We start from the raw sequence: 19908 nt of genomic DNA on the forward strand, positions 1-19908 counted from the left end.
CAATACTGGGATAACCGCAGGTCACAACGCTAACCGGGGAATAATTCCGCGGCCCGCCAACGGGTGCCGGTCGCGGCGGGACGGCTCGGTTCCGCGATCGATCCGCGAAAAGCAGATCAGCACAACGCATCTCGGTACAGCGCGAAGTCCACCAACCCCGAAGCGCCCTAGCCACTTGAGGGTTCGCCCAGGGCTCCGGCGTTGTTGATTAGCAGGCTTGTGAGCTGGGTTGATGATCTTTGGTGCCGCGCTATTGGGGCCGGAGTGTAGGCACGGGCTATCTGGAGAACGATCGAGTTGGTTACTGTTCGTCGTTGGTCTGGAGTTGCCCGCGCCTACCGTTTCAGTATTGCCTGTGTCGTCGGTTCCAGAGGTGTTCGACCGCTGGAGTCCTGGTGAGCGCAGCGAGCTCATCGGATCGGAGTTTCTCGATGTGTTGGCCTCGGTGCCAGACCCGAGGGACCCACGCGGTCGGAGGTATTCGCTGATGGCTTTGTTGGCGATCGCGGTTCTGGCCACTGCCGCGGGGATGCGCGGCTATGCTGGTTTTGCCACATGGGCGGCCACCGCTCCCGATGATGTGTTGGCCCAATTAGGGGTCCGGTTCCGGCGGCCCAGTGAGAAGACCTTCCGCGCTGTTTTGTCTCGGCTAGACCCCGCCGACCTCAACGCCAGGATGGGCAGTTACTTCACTGCACACGTGGCCAGCAGCGACCCCAGTGGATTGGTGCCGATCGCGTTGGACGGCAAGATGCTGCGTGGTGCTTTACGCGCCAAAGCGACAGCCACGCATCTCGTGTCGGTGTTCGCCCACCGTGCCCGATTGGTGCTCGGTCAACTCGCTGTCGCCGAGAAAAGCAATGAAATTCCCTGCGTACGTGCCCTGCTCACGCTGCTGCCGGGTAGCTTGCGGTGGCTGGTCACCGTGGATGCGATGCATACCCAGGTCGTCACCGCGAAGTTGATCTGCGCCACCTTGAAGTCGCACTACCTGATGATCGTCAAGTCCAACCAAGCCAAAATACTTGCGCGTATCACCGCGCTGCCCTGGGCCGAGGTGCCCGCAGCCGCTACCGACGACTCCCGCGGCCACGGCCGTGTCGAGACCCGCACCCTGCAAATCATCACCGCTGCACGAGGAATCGGCTTCCCCTACGCAAAACAAATCATCCGGATCACTCGTGAACGCTTGATCACCGCCACCGACCAGCGCAGCGTGGAGGTGGTCTATGCCATCTGCAGCCTGCCGTTCGAGCACGCCCGCCCTACCGCGATCATGACCTGGATGCGTCAACACTGGGGAATCGAGAACAGCCTGCACTGGATACGCGACGTCACCTTCGACGAAGACCGTCAAAGGGCACATACCGGAAACGGCGCACAGGTCCTAGCAACGCTACGCAACACCGCGATCAATCTGCACCGCCTCAACGGCGCCGACAACATCGCCGAAGCCTGCCGGATCACCGCTTTGACCGCCAACCGCCGCCTAGACCTCCTCAATCCACAATTCCCCAGCTCACAAGCCTGCTAATCAACAACGCCGGAGCCCTGAGGGTTCGCCGAGCTTGACCAGCGTCTTGCCGATATTTGCCCCGGTGAACAATCCGTTAAGCGCATCTACGCAGGAGTCAATACCTTCGTAGACGGTCTGCCGGTGCTTGAGACGCCCCTCGGCCTCCCATTTGCGCAGGTTGGCGAAGGCCTCGTCGAAACGGCCCCATTGATCGAGCGCGTTGAACCTCTGCATCAACGCGGTCTTGGACAGCAGGTTGACGTAGTTGGCCGGCCCCGGATGTTCACCGGTCAGATAGCTAGAGATAACCCCGCACAGCACAACTCGGGCCTTGGGAGCGAGCCGGCCCAGCACCGCGTCGAGGATCGGGCCGCCGACGTTGTCGAAATAGACATCGACGCGCCGGGGGCAGTGCGCTTTGAGCGCCGCGTCCAAGTCGTCGTTCTTGTAGTCGATGCACGCGTCGAAACCGAAGTTCTCGACCACCGCCCGGCATTTCTCCCGCCCACCGGCAATGCCCACCACTCGGGCGCCGGCGATCTTGGCGATCTGCCCGGCGATCGACCCGGTGGCGCCGGCCGCGGCGGAGACCACCACGGTCTCCCCCGGCTGCGGCCGGCCGATGTCGGTCATGCCGAAGTAGGCGGTGGCGCCGGTGGGGCCGTACACCGACATGATCGCCAACTGGTCATCCTCGCCCGGAATCGGCGTGCTGAACACGTCGTCGCGGATGATCACGTACTCCTGAAACCCCGTCAGCGTGGTCACCACGTCGCCGACGGCGTAAGCGTCGCAACGTGATTCGACCACTTCACCGATCCCGGCGGCCCGGATCACCTCACCCAAGCGCACCGGCGGCAGGTAACCGGGCTGGTCATCGAGCCAGGTCCGTGCGGCGGCATCGATACCGACGTAGGTGGTACGCAGGAGCGCCTCACCGTCGGCCGGTTCGGGTGCCGGCATGGTGACCAGCATCGTGTCTCCGGGTTGGACTAGGCCGCTGGGGCGACGACGCAACACGATCTGACTGTTCAGCAAGTCCGACACATACCGAAACTACCCAAGGAAGAGGCCCTATTCGGCACGAATCCGGTGTGGGAGCATCTGTGCATGAATCCAGAGGATGACCCCGAAGCTCGGATCCGCCAGCTCGAGCAACCGCTGGCCGATGCGGCGCGCGCATCCGAACTGGGCAGCTCACAGCCGGCCGGCGAGTCTGCCTACCAGAACTACCAGGGTTATCCGGGTTACCAGCCGCCGCCGGGCTCGGTGCCACCGTCACCACCGCCTTATGGCTATCAGCCGGCCTTCCCCGGGGCCACGCCGCGTTCGTCCTCGGGCAACCGGGCGTTCTGGATAATTGCCGCCGTTTTTGTCGTCGGCATCCTGGGGGCGGTGGCAGCGGTCGCCCTGTTCGCGGTAAACCGGGTTTCCGAACCGTTCACAACTTTGTCGCCCGGCACCACGGTGATCTCTACCCCACCGGGGCCGATGTCCCCGGGGAACAAGACCCAAACCCCGACCGCCGGGCCATCGACGTCGGCCGGGCCGCCCGCGGGCAGCACGATCAGCGTTGTGGGTGTCAACCAGAGCCAGACGATTACCTGCAATGACAACATCGTCAATGTCAGCGGAATGTCCAACACGGTCACCATCACCGGCCACTGCGCCAGCGTTTCGGTGTCTGGGCTGCAGAACACGGTCACCGTCGAGACCGCCGACCGCATCACGGCCTCGGGACTCAACAACAAGGTGACCTACCAGTCGGGCTCACCCAAGATCAGCAAGTCCGGCAGCGGGAATGTCATCGAACAAGGCTGACCAGCGCGGCACCCGCATCTCGCGGGCCGGCACCGGCGCGGGTCCGACTACTCGGGCTCGCCGGACGAGTCGTCCAGGACGCTGACCGCGATGCCGTACGGCAAGAAGCGGACCTTGCGCCTGGAATCGGTGTTGTCCTTGTTCGCCCGCAACGCGTCCAGTTCGGTCGCATAGACCTGTTCGACGCGGGCACCGCCATCGGCATCCACCGTGTAGATGGCCCACACGCCGTCGCCGGCTTCGCCCGCGGTTTCCGGCGCGGGGCGCCGGCGATGCCCGAGATCTTCGAAGATCATCGACCACGCGGGCCGGTCACCCGGGCCGGAGACGAACCTGCCGATTCGCTCGAACGCGTCGCGCAGCCCCTCACTTCCCTCCCTGATCACCCGATCGAAGTCGTCGGGATCAAATCCGAAACCACCGTTGTCGCCCACACCATCTCCTCGCGGTTCATGCCCTTGATGCCCAGTCTGCGCGCACCCAAGCCGATGCGCCACGTGCCTACGGCCCGGGTTCGGGCGGTGGCGGCTCGACCGGCGCCGGCTCCGGCGGCGGTGCTGGGGGTGGGGGCGGGTTGATCGGAATGGGAATCGATACGAACGGCAGGTGCAGGTACATCGTCATCGGGGCTTGGGTAGGCACCGGTGGGGCCGGGGCGGGTTCGGGCACCGCGACCGGCGGCGGCACTTCCGGGGCCGGGGCCTGCACCGGGGTCAGTGCCGGAGCCTGCGGGGCCGGAGTCCGCCGGGGTTGCGTCGCGGGCGCAATGTATTGCGGCGGCGGCTTGACCACCGTTGGGCGCGGCGCCCGCACCACCGGGGGTGGCTGTACCACCGACGGCGGGGCGGCCACCGGAACCGGGGACGCTGCCGGCGCCGGACCAGGGGCGGGCACCTGCGCGGGCGCCTTGGCCGGCACCGGAGTCGCCGTCTTCGGCGGAGCCGCCGGCGACGCTGGGGTCAGAACCCCTTCTCGCGGGCTTGGCTGGGTGGCCGCAGCGGGACGGACGTCCGAGGTGAGCGTCACCACCATCAGCCCGGCGGCAAAGGCGGCAATCCCCAGCATCGCGCTACCGGCCAGCACCAGCGGCCGGCGCCGGCCCTCGACGGCGTCTTCGCCGTCATCGGCGAGGGCACTGTAGGCCAGCGCGCCGGCGCCGCGGTCCGCGTTGGCGCAGACGTCGAGGTAGCTGGGGGCGAGCGCACGAGGATTCACCTCGCCGGTGCCCGGATCCAGCGCGTAGGCCAGCGCCGAGGTGGACGAGGCGAACAGCGGCGCATTGGCCGACGCCAGCGCCGCTCCCCGGGCCAGCGCCATGTCCGGCTCCTCGGGAACGCTCACCACCAGCGACGTCGCCGCCTCCAGCACGGGCTTGAGCGCGACGATGTCGACCCCACAGCCGACGACGAACACGCCCTCGGCCACCGACTGCGCGGTCGCCAGCCCGCCCACCAGCGAAGTCAGATCGGCCGCCGTGGATTCGGCACCCAACGACCTGCGGTGCAGGTCGACGATCGAGCCGTCGCCGATGTCAACTACGGCCAGCGTCGCGCTGTCGGCCTCGACGAACAGCATCGCGATGTATTCGTAGTCGAGCGCGCAGCCAACCGTTTGGGCCAGCGCGGCGGCGGCCAGCAGGGGCGAGACCAGCATGACGCTGCCGACATCATGTCCGGCGAGTTCGGCACGCAGGGCCGCGACGTCGGTGGGGTCTGTCCAGGTCACGCCCGCCGACATCAGCCGGTAGCCGCCTTCGATCGCACCCTCGCGGGTGCCGATCAACGCGGCCACCGCGGCAGCGGGTGCGCCTTGCGAGCGGTCGGCCGTGTCGAGCTCGAACGTGTCTTCCTCGACCGTCACCCCGTCCGCATCAATGCCTTCGACCAGCACCAAGCGAACCGCACCGGGCTCCATCGATACCCCAAGCACGATGTCCATAGCCCCTCCAAGCCGGGTGATAGCTAGCCATGGAGTCTGGGGCGGACGAGCGCACCGCGCGGGCCGCCGTCGACAGTCTTCGCGCCGCAATGCGGGTGCGACGAGTTACATCCGGATCAGCTGGCGCGTATGCAGTTTTGCCAGCTCAAACACTACTCGCCCGGGCCAGGGCGCGGACCGATTCTGATCAAGCTCAAATCGGCCGGCGCTGCGGTGCTAGCTCAGGGGGTGCCGGGGCTCATGAAGGGGTTCTGCGGGCCGGGGTTCTGCGAGACGGGACTCGGCGGCGCCTGACTGGCCGGCACCCGGATGGGTATCGGGATCGGCAACAGCGGGACATGCAACCACTCCGTGGTCATCTTGACCGTCGAGGTGGTGCTCGGCGGCGCGGTCGTGGTTGGGGGCGCCGTCGTGGTCGGCGGCGGCGTGGTCGTCGGGGTGGTCGTCGCGGCGGTGGTGGGCGGCACCGTCGTCTTGGTGGTCGTCACCGGGGGCGCCACCGTGGTTGTCGCCGTTGCGACCGGACGCGGCGGTGGCGGCGGCGGCGCGACACTGGTGGGAGCGGGCGCGGCGCTGGGCGCCCGCGCGGCGCTGGCGGGCGGTGGGACAAAGCTTGGCTCCAGCGCCTTGGGCGGCGCGGAGCTCGCGGCAATGGATCGAGATGGCGCCGGTAGCGGCCCCACACTGGGCACTACCGGACTCTGGCGGCGCTCGATGGCCGTCAACGTGAATGCCACGCCCCCGATCGCGGTCATCGCCACCACGGCCGAGAGTCCGATCAGCACCTGGGACACCCGAAATCGCCGCCACGCCGGTTCTTTGAGCGGTTCGATCATGTTCAACCGCATCGACCAGCAGGGGCCCTCTTCGCTGTAGGAATCGCCCTCGAATCGCACCAGCCCTTCACTGGGAAAGTCGGTCTGTGACCAGGCCAATTCGCGATCGGTCAGGGCGTCCTGGTCGATCACCATGACGTCACCGGCCGGCGGCTCGATCACTGTCGTTGCGGCGGTAGCCGCCGAAGCCGCCGGCAAACCGATCGACGTTCGGGTGCGGAAGTCGAGTTCCTTGCCGCGGGCGGCCAGCGCCAGCGCACCGTTTGCCGCCGCGCACGCCGGTTCCGGCACGGCCAGCACGGGTAGCCTGGTATGGACGGAAAGACGTTGTGTGACAAGCGGAATACTGGCGCCGCCACCAACGGTGACCACCGCCGAGAGATCGGCCCAGCTGGCGTTGTTACGGGCGAGCAGGTCATCGAACGCATAGACGAAACCGGTGAGCTGATCCTGGATCAGGTCTTCTAGCTGATCTCGCGTGACCTCAATGGTCGCCGCGGATCCGGCGAGATCGACGGCCAATTCCGTTACCGCGTCAATGGACAACCGCTCTTTGGCGGCACGACACTGCTCTCTGAGCAGGCCGAGTTGACTGGCCGCGGCGGTCCCGGCCTGGTCGACGCCGTTGGGGCCAAGTTCCTCGATGACGTGCAGCATCAACGCCTGGTCGATCTGATTGCCCGAGAAGTCCTCGTAACGCATTGTGGCGCGGACGGGCTCGAAATCCGACTTGGCCTCCATCAGCGTGACGTAGGAGGCCGAGGCACCCAAATCCAGCAGGCCCACGACCCCATCGGCCGGAATACCCAGTTCCGAGTTCGCCGCCGCCATCGCCGCCACCGCATCCGGGACCAGCCGAGGCGCCATGCCACTGCGGACAAAGCCGACGTGTGTCCGCAAGCCGTTACGCAGCGCCTGTACCGCTGTCGGTTTCCAGTGCGCCGGAACAGCAATCACAATTTCGGAGGAACTCGAATCAGCCCCGGCAGCAACAACCATCGCGTCCAGCGCCTCGACCATCAGAAGATCCGGATCATGAGCCGATCCGTCCGGAGACACCAATGCGACCGAGTCACCGATGCGCTCGACAAAGCCGCTCATGAAGGTGCCGGGCTGGTCCAGGCTCGGGTTCTCGCCGAGCACACCAATTTTCGGGGCGCAGTGCGGGTACAGTGTGAGCACGGCACGGCGAATAACAGCAGGCTTACCGTTAGACGCCGCAACCAAGTTCATGGTCCCGATCGACAACCCCAGCGGGTCGTACATATGAGAATACTTTCGTCGAAAGGGTCGGTGGCCAGCGTTAACCATAGTCGTGAACGGGCCGTATATAGTTCCTTGCCAATCTGATTGGTATGCGCTCGAGGCCGTATCGTCATCGAAAAGGTATAGACGCCACCTTGACAGGCGGTGCCAAATCAGACCACGGTGAGGGGCAGCGAACGCCTGGGCTGGAACTGAAACTGTGCACCATGACTTACCTTGGCTACCAACACCTCCGGCAGCTCGTCGGCCGGTTTTTCGGTTCGCACCAGCTCAGCAGTCCAGTCGGTGTCCGTCCCGGCCACCCGAACCTCGAGGTGGGGTTCGACGGCGGTCGCGATCGCCTGCAGCGGCTGCACGGATTCCGGCGTGCACAGCGAAATCCATGCCCCGTCGTCGTGGGCCGGCGAGCGATGAACCAGCAGTCGGTCCGCAACCGTCTCGGCCACAACGTAGCCAGCGAGATTGAACAGTGGATGCAGTTCGAACACCCGCAGCACCCCTTCGGCGCCGCCGGGTAGTCCCAGCGCCCGTTGAATGCGTTCGGCGGCCAAACCGGCCACTCCGGTCAACTGGCGGGTGCCCACGGATACGGCCAGTTCGGCGTCCGCCCCGGCCCGTTCGCGCACCGCGATGCCGAACGACAGGTTGAGCAGGTGCATCTGCAGACACACTTCCTCCGCCATCCGCACCAGCGCGGAGTGCGAGAAGTCGGTGAAGTCCAGATCGGACAGGAGCGCACCCGAGTAGTCCGCCAGCCCCTCCTCGGAGGGATCGATCGCAGCTAATTTCCAAGCGGCGGCCTTGGTTTCACGGACCACGTCCAGCGCCGGAATTCCCTTGACCTCGGGATAGGCCTCGTCGATGATGACCGTCCAGGCACAGTGCGGATGCCGGTCCGCTGGGCTACGGGGCGGGCGGTGAATCGGACGCACCTGGGCGCGTGGGTTGGTTGCGATCGCGGTCGCATCGAACGTCGGGTCCTCGATGGTGTGACACATCCCGAAGACGTACTCATCGCCCATTGGTTCGACGTCGAGCAGGGCGCCGCAATGGTCCAGGTGGAATTCACCGTGCCAGCGATCATGGAGCCCATAGCGGAAGTCCATGAACTGCGGCGGAGCGCCGATGTCCAGCTGGAGGCCTTTGAAGATGGTGGGCACGTCGGTGCCCTCGAAGTTAAGCGCCCGCTGCATGCGCTTGGTGTAGATCGGGCTGGCACCCGCCCATTCTTCGATGGCGATCTGCAGCATCTCCTCGCGGCCGAACGCCTGAATGCACCAAGCCATCCCCGAACGATCGATCAACTGGCCGATCAGCAGCAGCTCAGGTACCAGGATTGCCAGCTCGCTGCGGGACAACCCCGCGTACCGGGATTGGCTCATACTCCCAAGGTAAGCCACCGCGGGCCGAGTCCAAAGACGCGGGGCGCGCCGGGCAGCAGTTGTGCTGCAATGGCGTGATGAGCCGAAACGATGTCTCGCCCGATGTCACCGCCGACATTGCGGCGATCCAACAGGTCAAATACCGCTACCTGCACGCGCGCTGGACACCAAGCATTGGGACGAATTCGCCGACACCCTGACCGAAGATGTCGTCGGCGACTACGGGTCGTCGGTCGGCACCGAGCTGCACTTCACCAACCGCACCGACTTGGTGGACTACATGCGCTCAGCACTGGGCCCCACCATCATCACCGAACATCGGGTTACCCATCCGGAAATCACCGTCACCGGCGATACGGCGACCGGCCGCTGGTATTTGCAGGACCGGGTGATCGTCGCCGAAGCCGATTTCATGCTCATCGGTGCGGCGTTCTACCGCGACCAGTACCGGCGCACCGCGGCCGGCTGGCGGATCAGCGCCACCGGCTACGACCGCACCTACGAGGCGACGATGTCATTGGCCAATATCGGCTTTCAGGTGAAACCCGGTCGCGCTCTTGCCGATTGATCTGAGGGTCACTTGGCGATTGCGATCACCGCGCCGGGACGCAGCCAGCGGATGATCTGCACCAGCGTGGCATCGTCGATCGCCACGCACCCGGCGGTGGGGCCGCCGTCGGTGGTGTGAAAGAAGAACGCCGAGCCGCCCCCGGGAACTTTGTTCTTGTTGACGCCCATCACCACCGAGTGCTTGTACTGCGGAATCTGCAGGTTTTCGCTCGCGGACGTGCTGAACGGACAGTCGGTCTTCTTACACACCTGCATGGAGTTGAAGGTGGGGCTGTTGTCGTCGCCGCTCCACCAGTGATTGGGTCCGACTTGGGTATAGGGCAGTCCCCCACCGGGATTCGGGGCAGTGCCGAACGCGGAGTCGAGGCTGTAGACGCCCATCGGGGTTGCCGGATAGCCGCTCTTGGCCTTCGGCGCCATCCCCGCCGAACCGACATGGGTGGTGATCCCGGCCTTGAGCGGCTGCCAGCCGGCGGTGGTGCGCTGATAGATATCCATCTTTGCGTTCGAGCCGCCGGTTGAGACCACCGAAACCACCTGGGTGGCGTTGCCGACCGAGTTGGCAAACCAGGGATTACCCGCCGCCGCGGTCACCGGCGCGAGCCCTACCGCCACACCGACGGTGCACACTCCAGCGAACAGAACAGCTACCAGTCGACGCACCGTTTCATCGTCAAGGTTGCCAAACCTGAAGGTCAAGTAAAGGTTTCGTTCCGGTTGGGTCACTGCTCCGAGATCACCCGGCGAAACCCGCAGCGCGGTAAGGCGTTAACCCGCGCTGACCAGCTCGGCCGGCTCCTGCTCAGCTACCGGGACCGGCCGAAGCACCCACAGCCGGAACAAGAAATACACGTAGCCCAGCGCCCAACCGGCGATTACGTCGGAGGGGTGGTGCACGTTCAACGCGACTCGGGATATCCCCACCAACAACACGCTCAGCGCACCCACGACCACTGCCAGGATGCGCATCCAGTGCACCCGGATCATGGGAAGCAGGAAGGTCAACATCGCCAGGACACTGGCCGTGAGCTCCAGGGCGTGCCCCGACGGGAACGAGGCGGAATGCGCAGCGACGAGCTTGGTCACCGGTCGCGGCCGGTCCGCCAGTCCCTTGGCGATCATGGTGACGATCCAGTTCAACGGCACACAGGCCAGTAACAGCAGCGCCATCCGCATCTTGCGCTGCACCAGCGCGATCGTGATCGCCACCAAGCCGACGATTCGCGTGGTGATCGGGCCCAGCACAAACGAGACGGCGAACCAGAAGTTGACCCATCCCGGGTGCTTGACCCCAATGTCATGGGACGCGTTCAACAACGACCAGTCCATGGCGTGCAGCCAGCCCCAGTCCTGGCGATAGCCGATCCACATCAGTGCGTAGACAACGATGGCGGCCAGGGCGAGCAGAAGAGGCAAAGTCATTCGTGGGCGGGTCATGCTCAACGGATACCAGCATCGATGCAGCGCCGCGAAAACGGGCCCATACTGGCGGCATGGCGGTGATCATTCGGCGGCTGTTCGGCATCGGCAAGCTCAGCGAGGATTTTCGGGCTCAGGTCGAGGCCGAAGGGCTCATCTACCTCGAGGAGTATGTTCCGGTCACCAGGCGATTTACCGGAACCATCCCGGGCGTACGGGCCTCACACAGCGTCGCGAGCTATCCGGGCGCCTTGGCGTTCACCCAGGAGCGGGTACTGGGCACCCTCTCCTCGCTGCCCAAGCTAGCCGGCCGGGCCATCGACGTGCGCTGGGACGCACCCCACAGCGGTGCGGCGACGGCCGAGATCTCGTCGACGGGGGTGCAGGTCGATATCGATGTCGCCAAGGTCGACCCGCGGTTTCACGGCGACCTCTCGCTGCACTTCAAAGCGGACATCCCCGAGGACGTGCTGGCGCGGCTGCCGCTGCGTTCATTCGCCTTCGACGTGCCGCCGGAGTACGTCTTCCGCGCGGTCGGGGTTACCTACAGTCCCTGATGGTGATGTCGGGCCACGGCGGACGCCGCAGCACCGCGAGACTGCCGATCACCGCCGCGAACAGGCCGGTGAGCACTCCGACCAGCGCGATGCGGTTCGCATCGACGGCAGGCACCCATTTCGCGTCGCCGCCGTGGATGACGAACACGCCGATCGGGACGGCAGCCAGGCCGTAGGGCTGCCCGGAGTCGGCGTCCGGGCCGCGGCGGAGCCGGCCGCGGCCTTCCTGGATCTTGGCCACCGGAATCACCGTCGCACCGTCGGGGGTGACGTGTGGCTCGCCATAGACACGTCTGACCGCCGGGTCGGCGGGCAGGTCGTCGAAAACATCGGGAACCTTCACGGGCCACCCTTTCGTTTGTCTGCCTTCGCAATGCTCGTCTTAGTGTTCGTACTCTTCCTAGTCTTCACATTTCTACGATGGCTGTGTGACTGACTACGCATTCACCGCCCAAGAACGGCAAGCGGTGTATCGCGTGATCACCGAGCGGCGGGACATGCGCCACTTCGTCCCGGGCGCCGTGGTGCCCGAGGACGTGCTGACACGCCTATTGCATGCCGCGCACGCCGCACCCAACGTGGGCCTGATGCAGCCCTGGCGGTTCATCCGGATCACCGACACGGGGCTGCGCAGACGCATCCACACCCTGGTCGACGAGGAACGGGCGCTGACCGCCGGGGCGCTGGGCGAGCGGGCCGAGGAATTTCTCGCACTGAAAGTCGAAGGCATTCTCGAGTGCGCGGAGCTGATGGTGGTGGCCCTGCGCGACGGGCGCGACGAGCACATCTTCGGACGGCGAACGCTGCCGCAGATGGATCTCGCCTCGGTGTCCTGCGCGATCCAGAATCTGTGGCTGGCCGCCCGCGCCGAGGGCCTGGGCATGGGTTGGGTGTCGCTGTTCGACCCGCATCGGTTGGCGGATCTGTTGCGGATGCCCGACGGGGCCGAACCGGTGGCAGTCTTGTGCCTGGGCCCGGTGCCCGAGTTTCCGCAGCAGCCGGCGTTGGAGCTGGACGGATGGGCCGTTGCGCGGCCACTGCCGGAGTTTGTTTCGGAAAACCGGTGGGACCAGCCGTGACCTTCGGCGCATCCGCTGCACCCGGTATCGTCGCCGCCGCGAGCGCGCTGAAGGGGTGAGGCCAAGATGACGGGTGCGGGCAGCGGCAGCAACGACGGCGGGCAAAATGTCCTGATCGTGCACTGGCGCGATCTGGGGCGCTACCTGGGCGCCTACGGCCACCGCGATGTCGACAGCCCGCGGTTGGACCGGCTCGCCGGCGAGGCAATCCTGTTCACCCGCGCGCACGCCACCGCCCCGCTGTGCTCGCCATCGCGCGGCTCGCTGTTCACCGGCCGCTACCCGCAGAGCAATGGCCTGGTAGGTCTGGCCCATCACGGCTGGGAGTACCGCTCCGGTGTCCGGACCCTGCCCCAGTTGCTCGGTGAACATGGCTGGCATTCAGCGCTTTTCGGGATGCAACACGAGACTTCGCAGCCGAGTCGACTGGGCTTTGATGAGCTGGACGTCTCGAGTTCCTACTGCGACTACGTGGTGGACAAAGTGCAGAACTGGCTGCATGAGGGCGTCGCAGCCCTTGCCGGGTAGCCGTTTCTGCTCACCGCCGGGTTCTTCGAAACTCACCGCCCCTACCCGCACGAACGCTACGAGCCCGCGGTCAGCTCGACCGTCCACCTGCCCGACTACCTGCCCGACACCCCCGAAGTGCGTCAGGATCTTGCGGATTTCTATGGCGCCATCACCACCGCGGACGCGGCCGTCGGCCGCATCCTGGACACGCTCGAACAGACCGGGCTGGACGCCAGCACCTGGGTGGTGTTCCTGACCGATCACGGCCCGGCCTTTCCCCGCGCCAAGTCGACGCTGTATGGCGCCGGTACCGGCATTGCAATGATCGTCCGTCCGCCCAAGCGCCTGGCGGTGCCACCTCGGGTCTATGACGAATTGTTCAGCGGGGTCGACCTGCTACCAACCCTGCTGAGCCTGTTGGGAATCGACATTCCCGCCGATGTCGAAGGCCTCTCCCACGCGCACGCGCTGATCTCGCCTGAGGCCGACGCGGATGGCCGGCCGGTTCGTGAGCATGTCTACGCCATGAAGACCTACCACGACTCGTTCGATCCCATTCGGGCTATCCGCACCATGGAATACAGCTACATCGAGAACTACGTCTCGCGGCCAATGCTGGATTTGCCCAAGGACATCGAGGAAAGCCCGTCCGGGCTGGCGGTCGCACCCCTGGTTTCGTCACCGCGTCCGGCGCAAGAATTGTATGACCTGCGCAGCGACCCCACCGAGACCGCCAACCTGCTGGCCGGCGAGGGCGCCGCGTCCGCGGATCCTGTCGCGGCCGAACTGGCGGCGCTCCTCAACGATTGGCGCCAGAGCACCGGGGACGTGATCCCTTCGGATTTCGCCGGTTCCCACATCGCGGCGCGCTATACCGAAACCTACCTGAAGAGCCATCAGCCGACGCCACGCGAGGACTCGTCAGCCGCGGCGGACCGTGACATCGAAGGTTAAGTCGCACAGGACAATAACTAGGAAACGTCAGCGGAGCGGCGGGCGCCACCCACCTCGGCCACGATGAACAACCGCCGGAAGGGGAACATGGTCGTGCCATCGGACCGCGGCGGATAGGCGTCATCCAACAGCGGAATCAGTTCTTGGCGGAACTGTTCCCAGCTCACGTCGTCGAGCCGTTCCCGCACCGGAACCAGCGCGGTGCCGGTAATCCATTCCAGCACCGAATTCTTGCCGGTGAGCTGGTGCAGATAGGTCGTCTCCCAGGCATCGACCTTACATCCGGCGTCCATCAACAAACCTGCGTAGCTTGCCGGTGAGCCGACCACGGCACCAACCCGAAATGGCATGTCGCGCATCAGTTTTGCATAGGGTTCGCGGCGGTCCAGCGCACGCACCACAGCATGCGATGGTGTTTCGAAGTTCCCCGGAACCTGAACCGCGATCCACGATCCGTGCGGCAGCTCCGTTGCCCACTGGACCATCAGGTCGGCGTGTTCGGGCACCCAGTGCAACGCGGCGCTGCTGATCACCACATCGGTGTCAGGCTTCGGCTTCCACGTGCGCAAGTCGCCTGTAGTGGCATCGATTCCACGTTCCCGGGCGGCCGCGACCGTCTGCGGCGAACTGTCCCACGCTTCGATGATCGCCTCGGGCCAGCGTCGCGCCAGGTATCGGGTCAAGTTGCCCGGCCCGCAGCCGAGGTCGACCACTCGGCGCGCCCGTTTGGCACCTATCCGCGAGACCAGGTCATAGAACGGGCGGCCGCGATGATCCGCAAAGGCTAGGTAGACGTCGGGATCCCACATATCGGTCCTCCTGATCAACACCGTCGCCAGATGGGTGCCATAGGACAAACCTACTTACCGAAAACGCCCCTAACACGCACCCAAACCCACGCAGAAATTGACGATACTGTCGGAACAACCCACGCTCTGGGATATCGACGCGATAGCATCGACGGGATGTCGGAGATTTCGGAGACGTCCGGGACTTCTGAGACCGATCCCATTGATCCGCCGGTCCCGATTCCCGATGTGCCCGGCGGGGAAGCCGGTGCCGAAGGCCTGCCCCCACTGTCGGCGCTGTCGCTTCGGCAACGCCTCGTTGTCGAGTCATCGGCAGTCGGCGATATCGCGCTACGCACCTACGCGTCCTCACTGCTGTCCACCACCGTGGCACCCGCCGTGGTCGCTCACGCACTGCGCCGCCTCGACTCCGGTGGTGAGCGGGCAAACCTGAATTTCTATGCCGAGCTCGCGGCCGAACAAGATCCACGCAAGTCCTTTCCGGCGCCCACCGAATTGCCCAGGATTTCGGCCCGCCCGGCCAGCCCGCTGGCGGAGTGGATCGCCCGTGGCAGCGTCGACGACATCTCTTTCACCAGCGGCTTTCGCGCGATCAACCCCAACATGCGCCAGCACTTGAGCGCACTGACTTCCAACAACGTCGTACGCGCGCAACACTGGCGCCACGACGACGGGCCACGGCCCACCCTGTGCGTCATTCATGGCTTCATGGGGTCGTCGTACTTGCTCAACGGACTGTTTTTCTCCCTGCCGTGGTATTACCGATCCGGCTATGACGTGCTGTTGTACACGTTGCCTTTTCATGGGAAGCGAGCCGAAAGATTCTCGCCATTTAACGGTTTCGGATTCTTCGCAAGCGGGTTGAGCGGTTTCGCCGAGTCGATGGCCCAAGCGGTGTACGACTTCCGGTCTATCGTGGACTACCTGCACCACACCGGTGTCACGCGAGTAGCACTGACTGGCATATCGCTGGGCGGCTCTACCTCCGCGCTGGTGTCGTCGGTCGAAAACCGGCTAGAGGCCGTGATCCCGAACTGTCCGGTCGTCACACCAGCAAAGCTATTCGAGCAATGGTTCCCGGCCAGCAAACTGGTCCGGCTCGGACTGTGCCTGTCCAGCATCAGCCGCGGCGAGCTGGATGCCGGGCTGGCGTTTCACAGCCCGCTGAACTACCGGCCGCAACTACCCAAGCACCGCCGGATGATCATCGCCGGCCTGGGCGATCGGATGGCTCCACCCGATCACGCGGAAACGCTTTGGGAACACTGGGATCGCTGCGCGCTGCACTGGTTTCCCGGCAGTCACGTGCTACACGTGAGTCAGTTGGACTATCTGCGGCGGATGACCGCGTTCCTGGGCGACTTCATGTTCGACTAGCGGTTTCGGTCGGCGCAGCGCGGTGCAACCCGGCACCCGGGGTGAACCACACCAGCCGCATCAGCAGGTTCTCCGGCGCGTCGGCGTATCCGTCGAGCGCACGGGTGGAGGACAGTTCCATGGCCGCAAGCGTGGGCCCATGGTTTCCCCGTTGCGGTATCAGGGTGGCCAACGGTGCTGCGACGGCCGGTTGCTCATCGGTGCGGAATGCGCACGCGGCGGCAACCGAATAATCGGCTCCCGACCGACCGCGCGCGGCGATCTCGATGGCCATCCAGGTTTCCAACGCCGGATGCGACCAGATCTCGGCCAGTGTGTCGGGCAGCGCAGCGTCCACAATCACCCGATATGCGGCCAGATACTCCGAGTCGCCGTGCTGCACGCCCCGCCAGGTCTCGCGGAGAGCGTGATCGGAGTCGGGATCCAGCAGCGACGGCAAGTCCTCGGCCGCGACCAAGCTGACCTCCCAGCCGATCTCGCGCAGGTGATCAGCGAGCCGGCGGGCGGTAACCCGGGCGGTCTCGTGCAACGGGATGCGCGCTGCGCGAGCCTGCAGCGCCGCCAGGTTGGTGGCCGCCGACACCGTCAGTCCGATCCAGGTCTGAGTTTCACCCGACCCGGTGGTGCGGCCGGTGATGCGAATCGCGTCAACGCGGATGCCGTAGCAGTTCAGGTATCGAGCTATTACCGGCAGCGGCAGCACGTCGATGTCGGAGGCGGGCGGCCCGATGCGCAATGTCACCGTCGTGCTGGTGTCGGCTTCGGCCCCTGGCTCAGCGGGCCGACGGCGCATCATCGCCACTCGCCGGTGCAGGATGGTTGTCAGGTAAAGCCCGCGCCACCAGGCGAAGAGCACGATCACGACGAAGGCGGCGATGCCGATCAGCCAGTAGTCCCTGCGGGAATGCCAGGGATAGGCCATCACGGCGGGCACCACCGCGAGCAGCGCCAGGGTGATCCGCCCGGAGCCCGGCCGAGGTATGGATCGATCAAAGCTCACGCGCAGTCCTTCCTTCGGCGTCCTTGCGTCGGCGCGCTATTGCCACGGTCGCCGCTACACCCGCAACGAGCACCGTCAAGGCGGCGGCGCCGGCGCACGCCACGTTTCGTGGGGTGGTGTTCCGCGGCTGCGGTGCCGGCGGAACTGACACCGGCTTTGCCGGTGCCACCTGCGGCGCACCCCCGTCGGCGGCGGGCAGCTCCCAGGTCAGCGCCGCCGCTGGGTCCAGAATTCCGGCTCCGACGACGTTGGACGGATCCCTCGCACCGCTGTGTGCCGTGGCGGTGAGGCGATGCATCACCTGCGCCGCGGTCAGTTCGGGATACTTGCTGCGGACCAGTGCGGCGACGCCGGAGACGTAGCCCGCCGCGTAGCTGGTGCCGCTGAGCGGCGTCAGTTGCTGGCGCTGGTTGGGCAGGCCGTTGGCCAGACCACCGCCGTCAGCGTTGCTCACCGAGACGATGTTTTCGCCGGGAGCGGCGATGCCCACCCACGGCCCGGCCATGGTGAACTTCGACGGCTGTCCACCCGCAGTCAACGATGCCACCGACAGCACGTAGGGCTGCCACAGCGACGGGATCGACACCGAGGTGACGCCGGCCCAGTTGCGCGGATCGTCCGGATGGCTCAGGTCGGTCAGCGGATTGGACTCACACGTGCCGCCGCTGCCCGAGCCACCAGCTCCGCTGTTGCCGGCGGCGGCCACAATCACCACGTCTTTGTCCACGGCCGCATAGCGGATCGCGGCGCCGAGCGCGGCCTGGTCGACCTGGCGGTCCGCCGGCAGACAGGTGATCGAGGAAATGTTGATCACCCGCGCGCCCCGGTCGGCGGCATGCACAATGGCCCGCCCCAGGGCCGCGACGTCGATCGTCGCTCGCTCCACCGAAGGATCCCCGCCGCTCGAGCGGGCCGAGAACTTGTCCGATGTCACTCTGATGGACAGCAGGCGTGCCGCGGGTGCCACCCCCGAGAAGCCGTCGTTACCGGGCTGGCCGGCGACGATCCCGGCGACCAGGGTGCCACGGCCATCACAGTCGGTCAGCCCGTCCGTCGAATCCACGAAGTCGCCACCGGCATCGACGTTGGGTAGCCGTGGGCCCGGCTGCACGCCGGTGTCCAGGATTGCCACCAGCTGACCTTCACCACGCGAAAACTGCCATGCGGCAGGAAGGTTCAGCATCGCTTGGCTGGCTCCCGGGACGCTGATGTCGGTACCGGGAATCAGCCCCGAGACGCTGCAGGCGCCACGTTGCTCCATCGTCTGTACGGGCCCGGGGGTGCCGCTTGGCGGCTGCACCGAGTCATCAACCGCCGGAGGGCTGATCGCCGATACCGGCGGCGCAGCCCACAACGCACCCGTGGTGAAAATGGCCAGAATTGCTGTGAGGCAGGCCGAATCGGCCCGCTTCATCGATTGAGCACCCAGGTGAACAAGCCCACCAGATACGCCATGACCGGGATAAGCGAGGCGTCCAAGCCCGCGGCGAGGAAGCCCAACAGCCGCCGCAGCGGCAGCGAGTAGCTTTCCGGCGACGCAATGACGGGATTCAGTGCGACCACAACCCAGGCCACCGCCAGCACGGCCAGCACCACCAATGCGCCGAAGGCGGCAATGAAGTGGCCGGTCGCGGCGTAGAGCACCAACAGCGTCCCGCCTACCAGATAGGGCTGGGTGAGCAGCCATGCCTTGCAGGCGGCCGAATCCCAAATTCGGGCGCGCAACGTAGCGGTCGCCGCGGTTGCCGCGACCACGTACCAGCCCAGAGCGCTCACCGTGTCCGGGCGCAGCGCGATTGCCACCGACCCCAGCACGCTGAGCAGTACGGCCGCGGCGATGAAACCGCTCTGGTGGGCGTCACTGACCCGCACCCGCCGCGGCAGGTCTTCCAACACTCGCAGCGATGGAGCCGACGGGGTGGGGTCCCCCGGCGCCGGGATCACCGGCAACGGGAAGCGCGCCCACACCGCGGAGAGCTGAGCAGCCTGGATGGTGACCAGCAGCGCCGCCACGATCAACCCGCAGCCAATGCTCGACACCGGCAGCTGCCAGAGCAGTTCGGCACCGGCCGCAAGCAACAGCGCGGCCCCGACCACAGCCACGGCGGTGAACAGCGCGACGATGCGCTCACGCTGCTCACCGGGAACCATCAGACAGATCAGCGACCAAGCGGTCACGCCGGCGGCCGCGAGCAGCACCTGCGCGGCACCAAACGATCCGGGCACCGCCAGCGCCAGCGCCGCGCCGACGGGCGCCAACGCGGCGATCGACAATGCGATACCGGTTCGTGGCGAACGGGCGCCCAACAGCAGACCGGCCAACGCCATGGCCACCGCGATCACACTGACGATGAGCAGTCCGGCCAGTGCACCGGTGGCCGCCCGGTAGGCGACCGCCAGCCCGGATCCCGCCAGCGCCACACTGATCAACGCCGCCAGCGCGCCGCGTTGCAGATGCCGGGCGTCCCAGTGCCGCAACCGCGAAGTCGAGAAGATCATGGCCGCGTCGGCGATGTCCTCAACGATTCCCGGCGCGGCCGGACCGGTGGGTACCGGCTGCAGCACGAGCAGATCGCCGTCGACCACCCCGACGGCGTCCAGGCTGGCGTCCAGGCTGAACGGCGCCCCACCGACGGGCGCCAGGCTCAGATGTCCAGCTATGCCCAGGTCGGCCGATCCAGCGTCACCGTCTTCGGCCACCGGAATCACCAACCGCTGTACGGCAGGCAGGATTTCGCGTAGCGGTAACTCCGCGGGCAGCGCAACTTCCGTCAGCCGGCTGTCCGCCAGAATCGCAACGCGGACGATCGGCATGACGGTGCCGGACATCATTGGGCCCTCGAAAGGCGCTGCGGCCGTTGCTGGGACATCATG

At 66.0% G+C, this 19908-nt stretch carries 17 protein-coding genes and 2 pseudogenes; 7 read left to right on the forward strand and 12 right to left on the reverse strand.

Annotation, left to right across the window (positions count from 1 at the left end; translation table 11 throughout):
* Nucleotides 1-232: 232 nt before the first annotated feature.
* Nucleotides 233-1534 carry an ISAs1-like element IS2404/ISMul1 family transposase gene (locus SHTP_RS23250; protein ID WP_096371915.1) on the forward strand — a complete coding sequence of 434 codons (1302 nt, stop codon included), beginning with the start codon at nt 233-235 and terminating at the stop codon, nt 1532-1534.
* On the opposite strand, the gene SHTP_RS23255 is transcribed toward SHTP_RS23250, so the two are convergent.
* On the reverse strand, nt 1535-2563 hold the full coding sequence (locus tag SHTP_RS23255) for an NADP-dependent oxidoreductase (RefSeq protein ID WP_096371916.1): 1029 nt from the start codon (nt 2561-2563) through the stop codon (nt 1535-1537). It abuts the gene before it with no gap.
* 63 nt (nt 2564-2626) lie between these two features.
* On the opposite strand from SHTP_RS23255, the gene SHTP_RS23260 reads away from it, so the two are divergent.
* Entirely contained in the window at nt 2627-3337 is a 711-nt protein-coding gene (locus SHTP_RS23260) for a DUF3060 domain-containing protein (protein WP_015354297.1), read from the forward strand.
* Nucleotides 3338-3384: 47 nt separating this feature from the next.
* On the opposite strand, the gene SHTP_RS23265 is transcribed toward SHTP_RS23260, so the two are convergent.
* From SHTP_RS23265 to SHTP_RS23280, 4 genes are all read right to left on the reverse strand, one after another.
* Entirely contained in the window at nt 3385-3771 is a 387-nt protein-coding gene (locus tag SHTP_RS23265; protein ID WP_011742259.1) for an Rv0313 family protein, read from the reverse strand.
* A gap of 67 nt (nt 3772-3838) precedes the next feature.
* Entirely contained in the window at nt 3839-5275 is a 1437-nt protein-coding gene (locus SHTP_RS23270; RefSeq protein WP_096371917.1) for a DUF7159 family protein, read from the reverse strand.
* A gap of 221 nt (nt 5276-5496) precedes the next feature.
* Complete coding sequence (locus SHTP_RS23275) at nt 5497-7377, reverse strand: Hsp70 family protein (RefSeq protein WP_096371918.1); 1881 nt, start codon at nt 7375-7377, stop codon at nt 5497-5499.
* 152 nt (nt 7378-7529) lie between these two features.
* Nucleotides 7530-8759, reverse strand: coding sequence for a hypothetical protein (locus SHTP_RS23280; protein ID WP_096371919.1), 1230 nt, complete (start codon nt 8757-8759; stop codon nt 7530-7532).
* A gap of 59 nt (nt 8760-8818) precedes the next feature.
* Here SHTP_RS23280 and SHTP_RS23285 point away from each other — a divergent pair.
* Nucleotides 8819-9327: pseudogene (locus SHTP_RS23285) on the forward strand (nuclear transport factor 2 family protein).
* Nucleotides 9328-9335: 8 nt separating this feature from the next.
* Here the strand turns inward: SHTP_RS23285 and SHTP_RS23290 are convergent.
* Entirely contained in the window at nt 9336-9992 is a 657-nt protein-coding gene (locus tag SHTP_RS23290) for a L,D-transpeptidase family protein (protein WP_096372628.1), read from the reverse strand.
* Nucleotides 9993-10097: 105 nt separating this feature from the next.
* On the reverse strand, nt 10098-10766 hold the full coding sequence (locus tag SHTP_RS23295; protein WP_096371920.1) for a phosphatase PAP2 family protein: 669 nt from the start codon (nt 10764-10766) through the stop codon (nt 10098-10100).
* A gap of 56 nt (nt 10767-10822) precedes the next feature.
* Between SHTP_RS23295 and SHTP_RS23300 the strand changes: the two genes are divergently transcribed.
* Nucleotides 10823-11305: a hypothetical protein gene (locus SHTP_RS23300; protein ID WP_096371921.1), complete on the forward strand. Its 483-nt coding sequence runs from the start codon at nt 10823-10825 to the stop codon at nt 11303-11305.
* Here SHTP_RS23300 and SHTP_RS23305 read toward each other — a convergent pair.
* The gene (locus tag SHTP_RS23305; protein WP_015354289.1) at nt 11289-11648 is read right to left on the reverse strand and encodes a hypothetical protein; all 360 of its coding nucleotides are present in this window, start codon (nt 11646-11648) and stop codon (nt 11289-11291) included. The genes SHTP_RS23300 and SHTP_RS23305 overlap by 17 nt on opposite strands.
* An 85-nt stretch (nt 11649-11733) precedes the next feature.
* Here SHTP_RS23305 and bluB point away from each other — a divergent pair, with 85 nt between their 5' ends.
* Nucleotides 11734-12384 carry a 5,6-dimethylbenzimidazole synthase gene (gene bluB / locus SHTP_RS23310; RefSeq protein WP_096371922.1) on the forward strand — a complete coding sequence of 217 codons (651 nt, stop codon included), beginning with the start codon at nt 11734-11736 and terminating at the stop codon, nt 12382-12384.
* Between the two features lie 66 nt (nt 12385-12450).
* A pseudogene (locus tag SHTP_RS23315) lies at nt 12451-13848 on the forward strand (sulfatase family protein).
* Between the two features lie 17 nt (nt 13849-13865).
* Here the strand turns inward: SHTP_RS23315 and SHTP_RS23320 are convergent.
* Entirely contained in the window at nt 13866-14657 is a 792-nt protein-coding gene (locus tag SHTP_RS23320; RefSeq protein ID WP_096372629.1) for a trans-aconitate 2-methyltransferase, read from the reverse strand.
* 156 nt (nt 14658-14813) lie between these two features.
* On the opposite strand from SHTP_RS23320, the gene SHTP_RS23325 reads away from it, so the two are divergent.
* Nucleotides 14814-16034 carry an alpha/beta hydrolase gene (locus SHTP_RS23325; RefSeq protein ID WP_096371923.1) on the forward strand — a complete coding sequence of 407 codons (1221 nt, stop codon included), beginning with the start codon at nt 14814-14816 and terminating at the stop codon, nt 16032-16034.
* Here the strand turns inward: SHTP_RS23325 and eccE are convergent.
* Genes eccE through eccD form a run of 3 tightly spaced genes read right to left on the reverse strand, consistent with a single transcriptional unit; the run spans nt 16021 to nt 19863 of the window.
* Nucleotides 16021-17034 (reverse strand): type VII secretion protein EccE, encoded by a 1014-nt coding sequence (eccE, locus tag SHTP_RS23330; protein ID WP_096371924.1) that lies wholly within the window; start codon nt 17032-17034, stop codon nt 16021-16023. The genes SHTP_RS23325 and eccE overlap by 14 nt on opposite strands.
* Entirely contained in the window at nt 17024-18448 is a 1425-nt protein-coding gene (gene mycP3 / locus SHTP_RS23335) for a type VII secretion system ESX-3 serine protease mycosin MycP3 (RefSeq protein ID WP_096371925.1), read from the reverse strand. The genes eccE and mycP3 overlap by 11 nt, the downstream gene beginning before the upstream one ends.
* Entirely contained in the window at nt 18445-19863 is a 1419-nt protein-coding gene (eccD, locus tag SHTP_RS23340) for a type VII secretion integral membrane protein EccD (RefSeq protein ID WP_096372630.1), read from the reverse strand. Before eccD ends, mycP3 begins: the two co-directional genes overlap by 4 nt.
* Nucleotides 19864-19908 lie beyond the last annotated feature (45 nt).

Source organism: Mycobacterium ulcerans subsp. shinshuense (assembly GCF_002355775.1).
GTDB lineage: Bacteria > Actinomycetota > Actinomycetes > Mycobacteriales > Mycobacteriaceae > Mycobacterium > Mycobacterium marinum.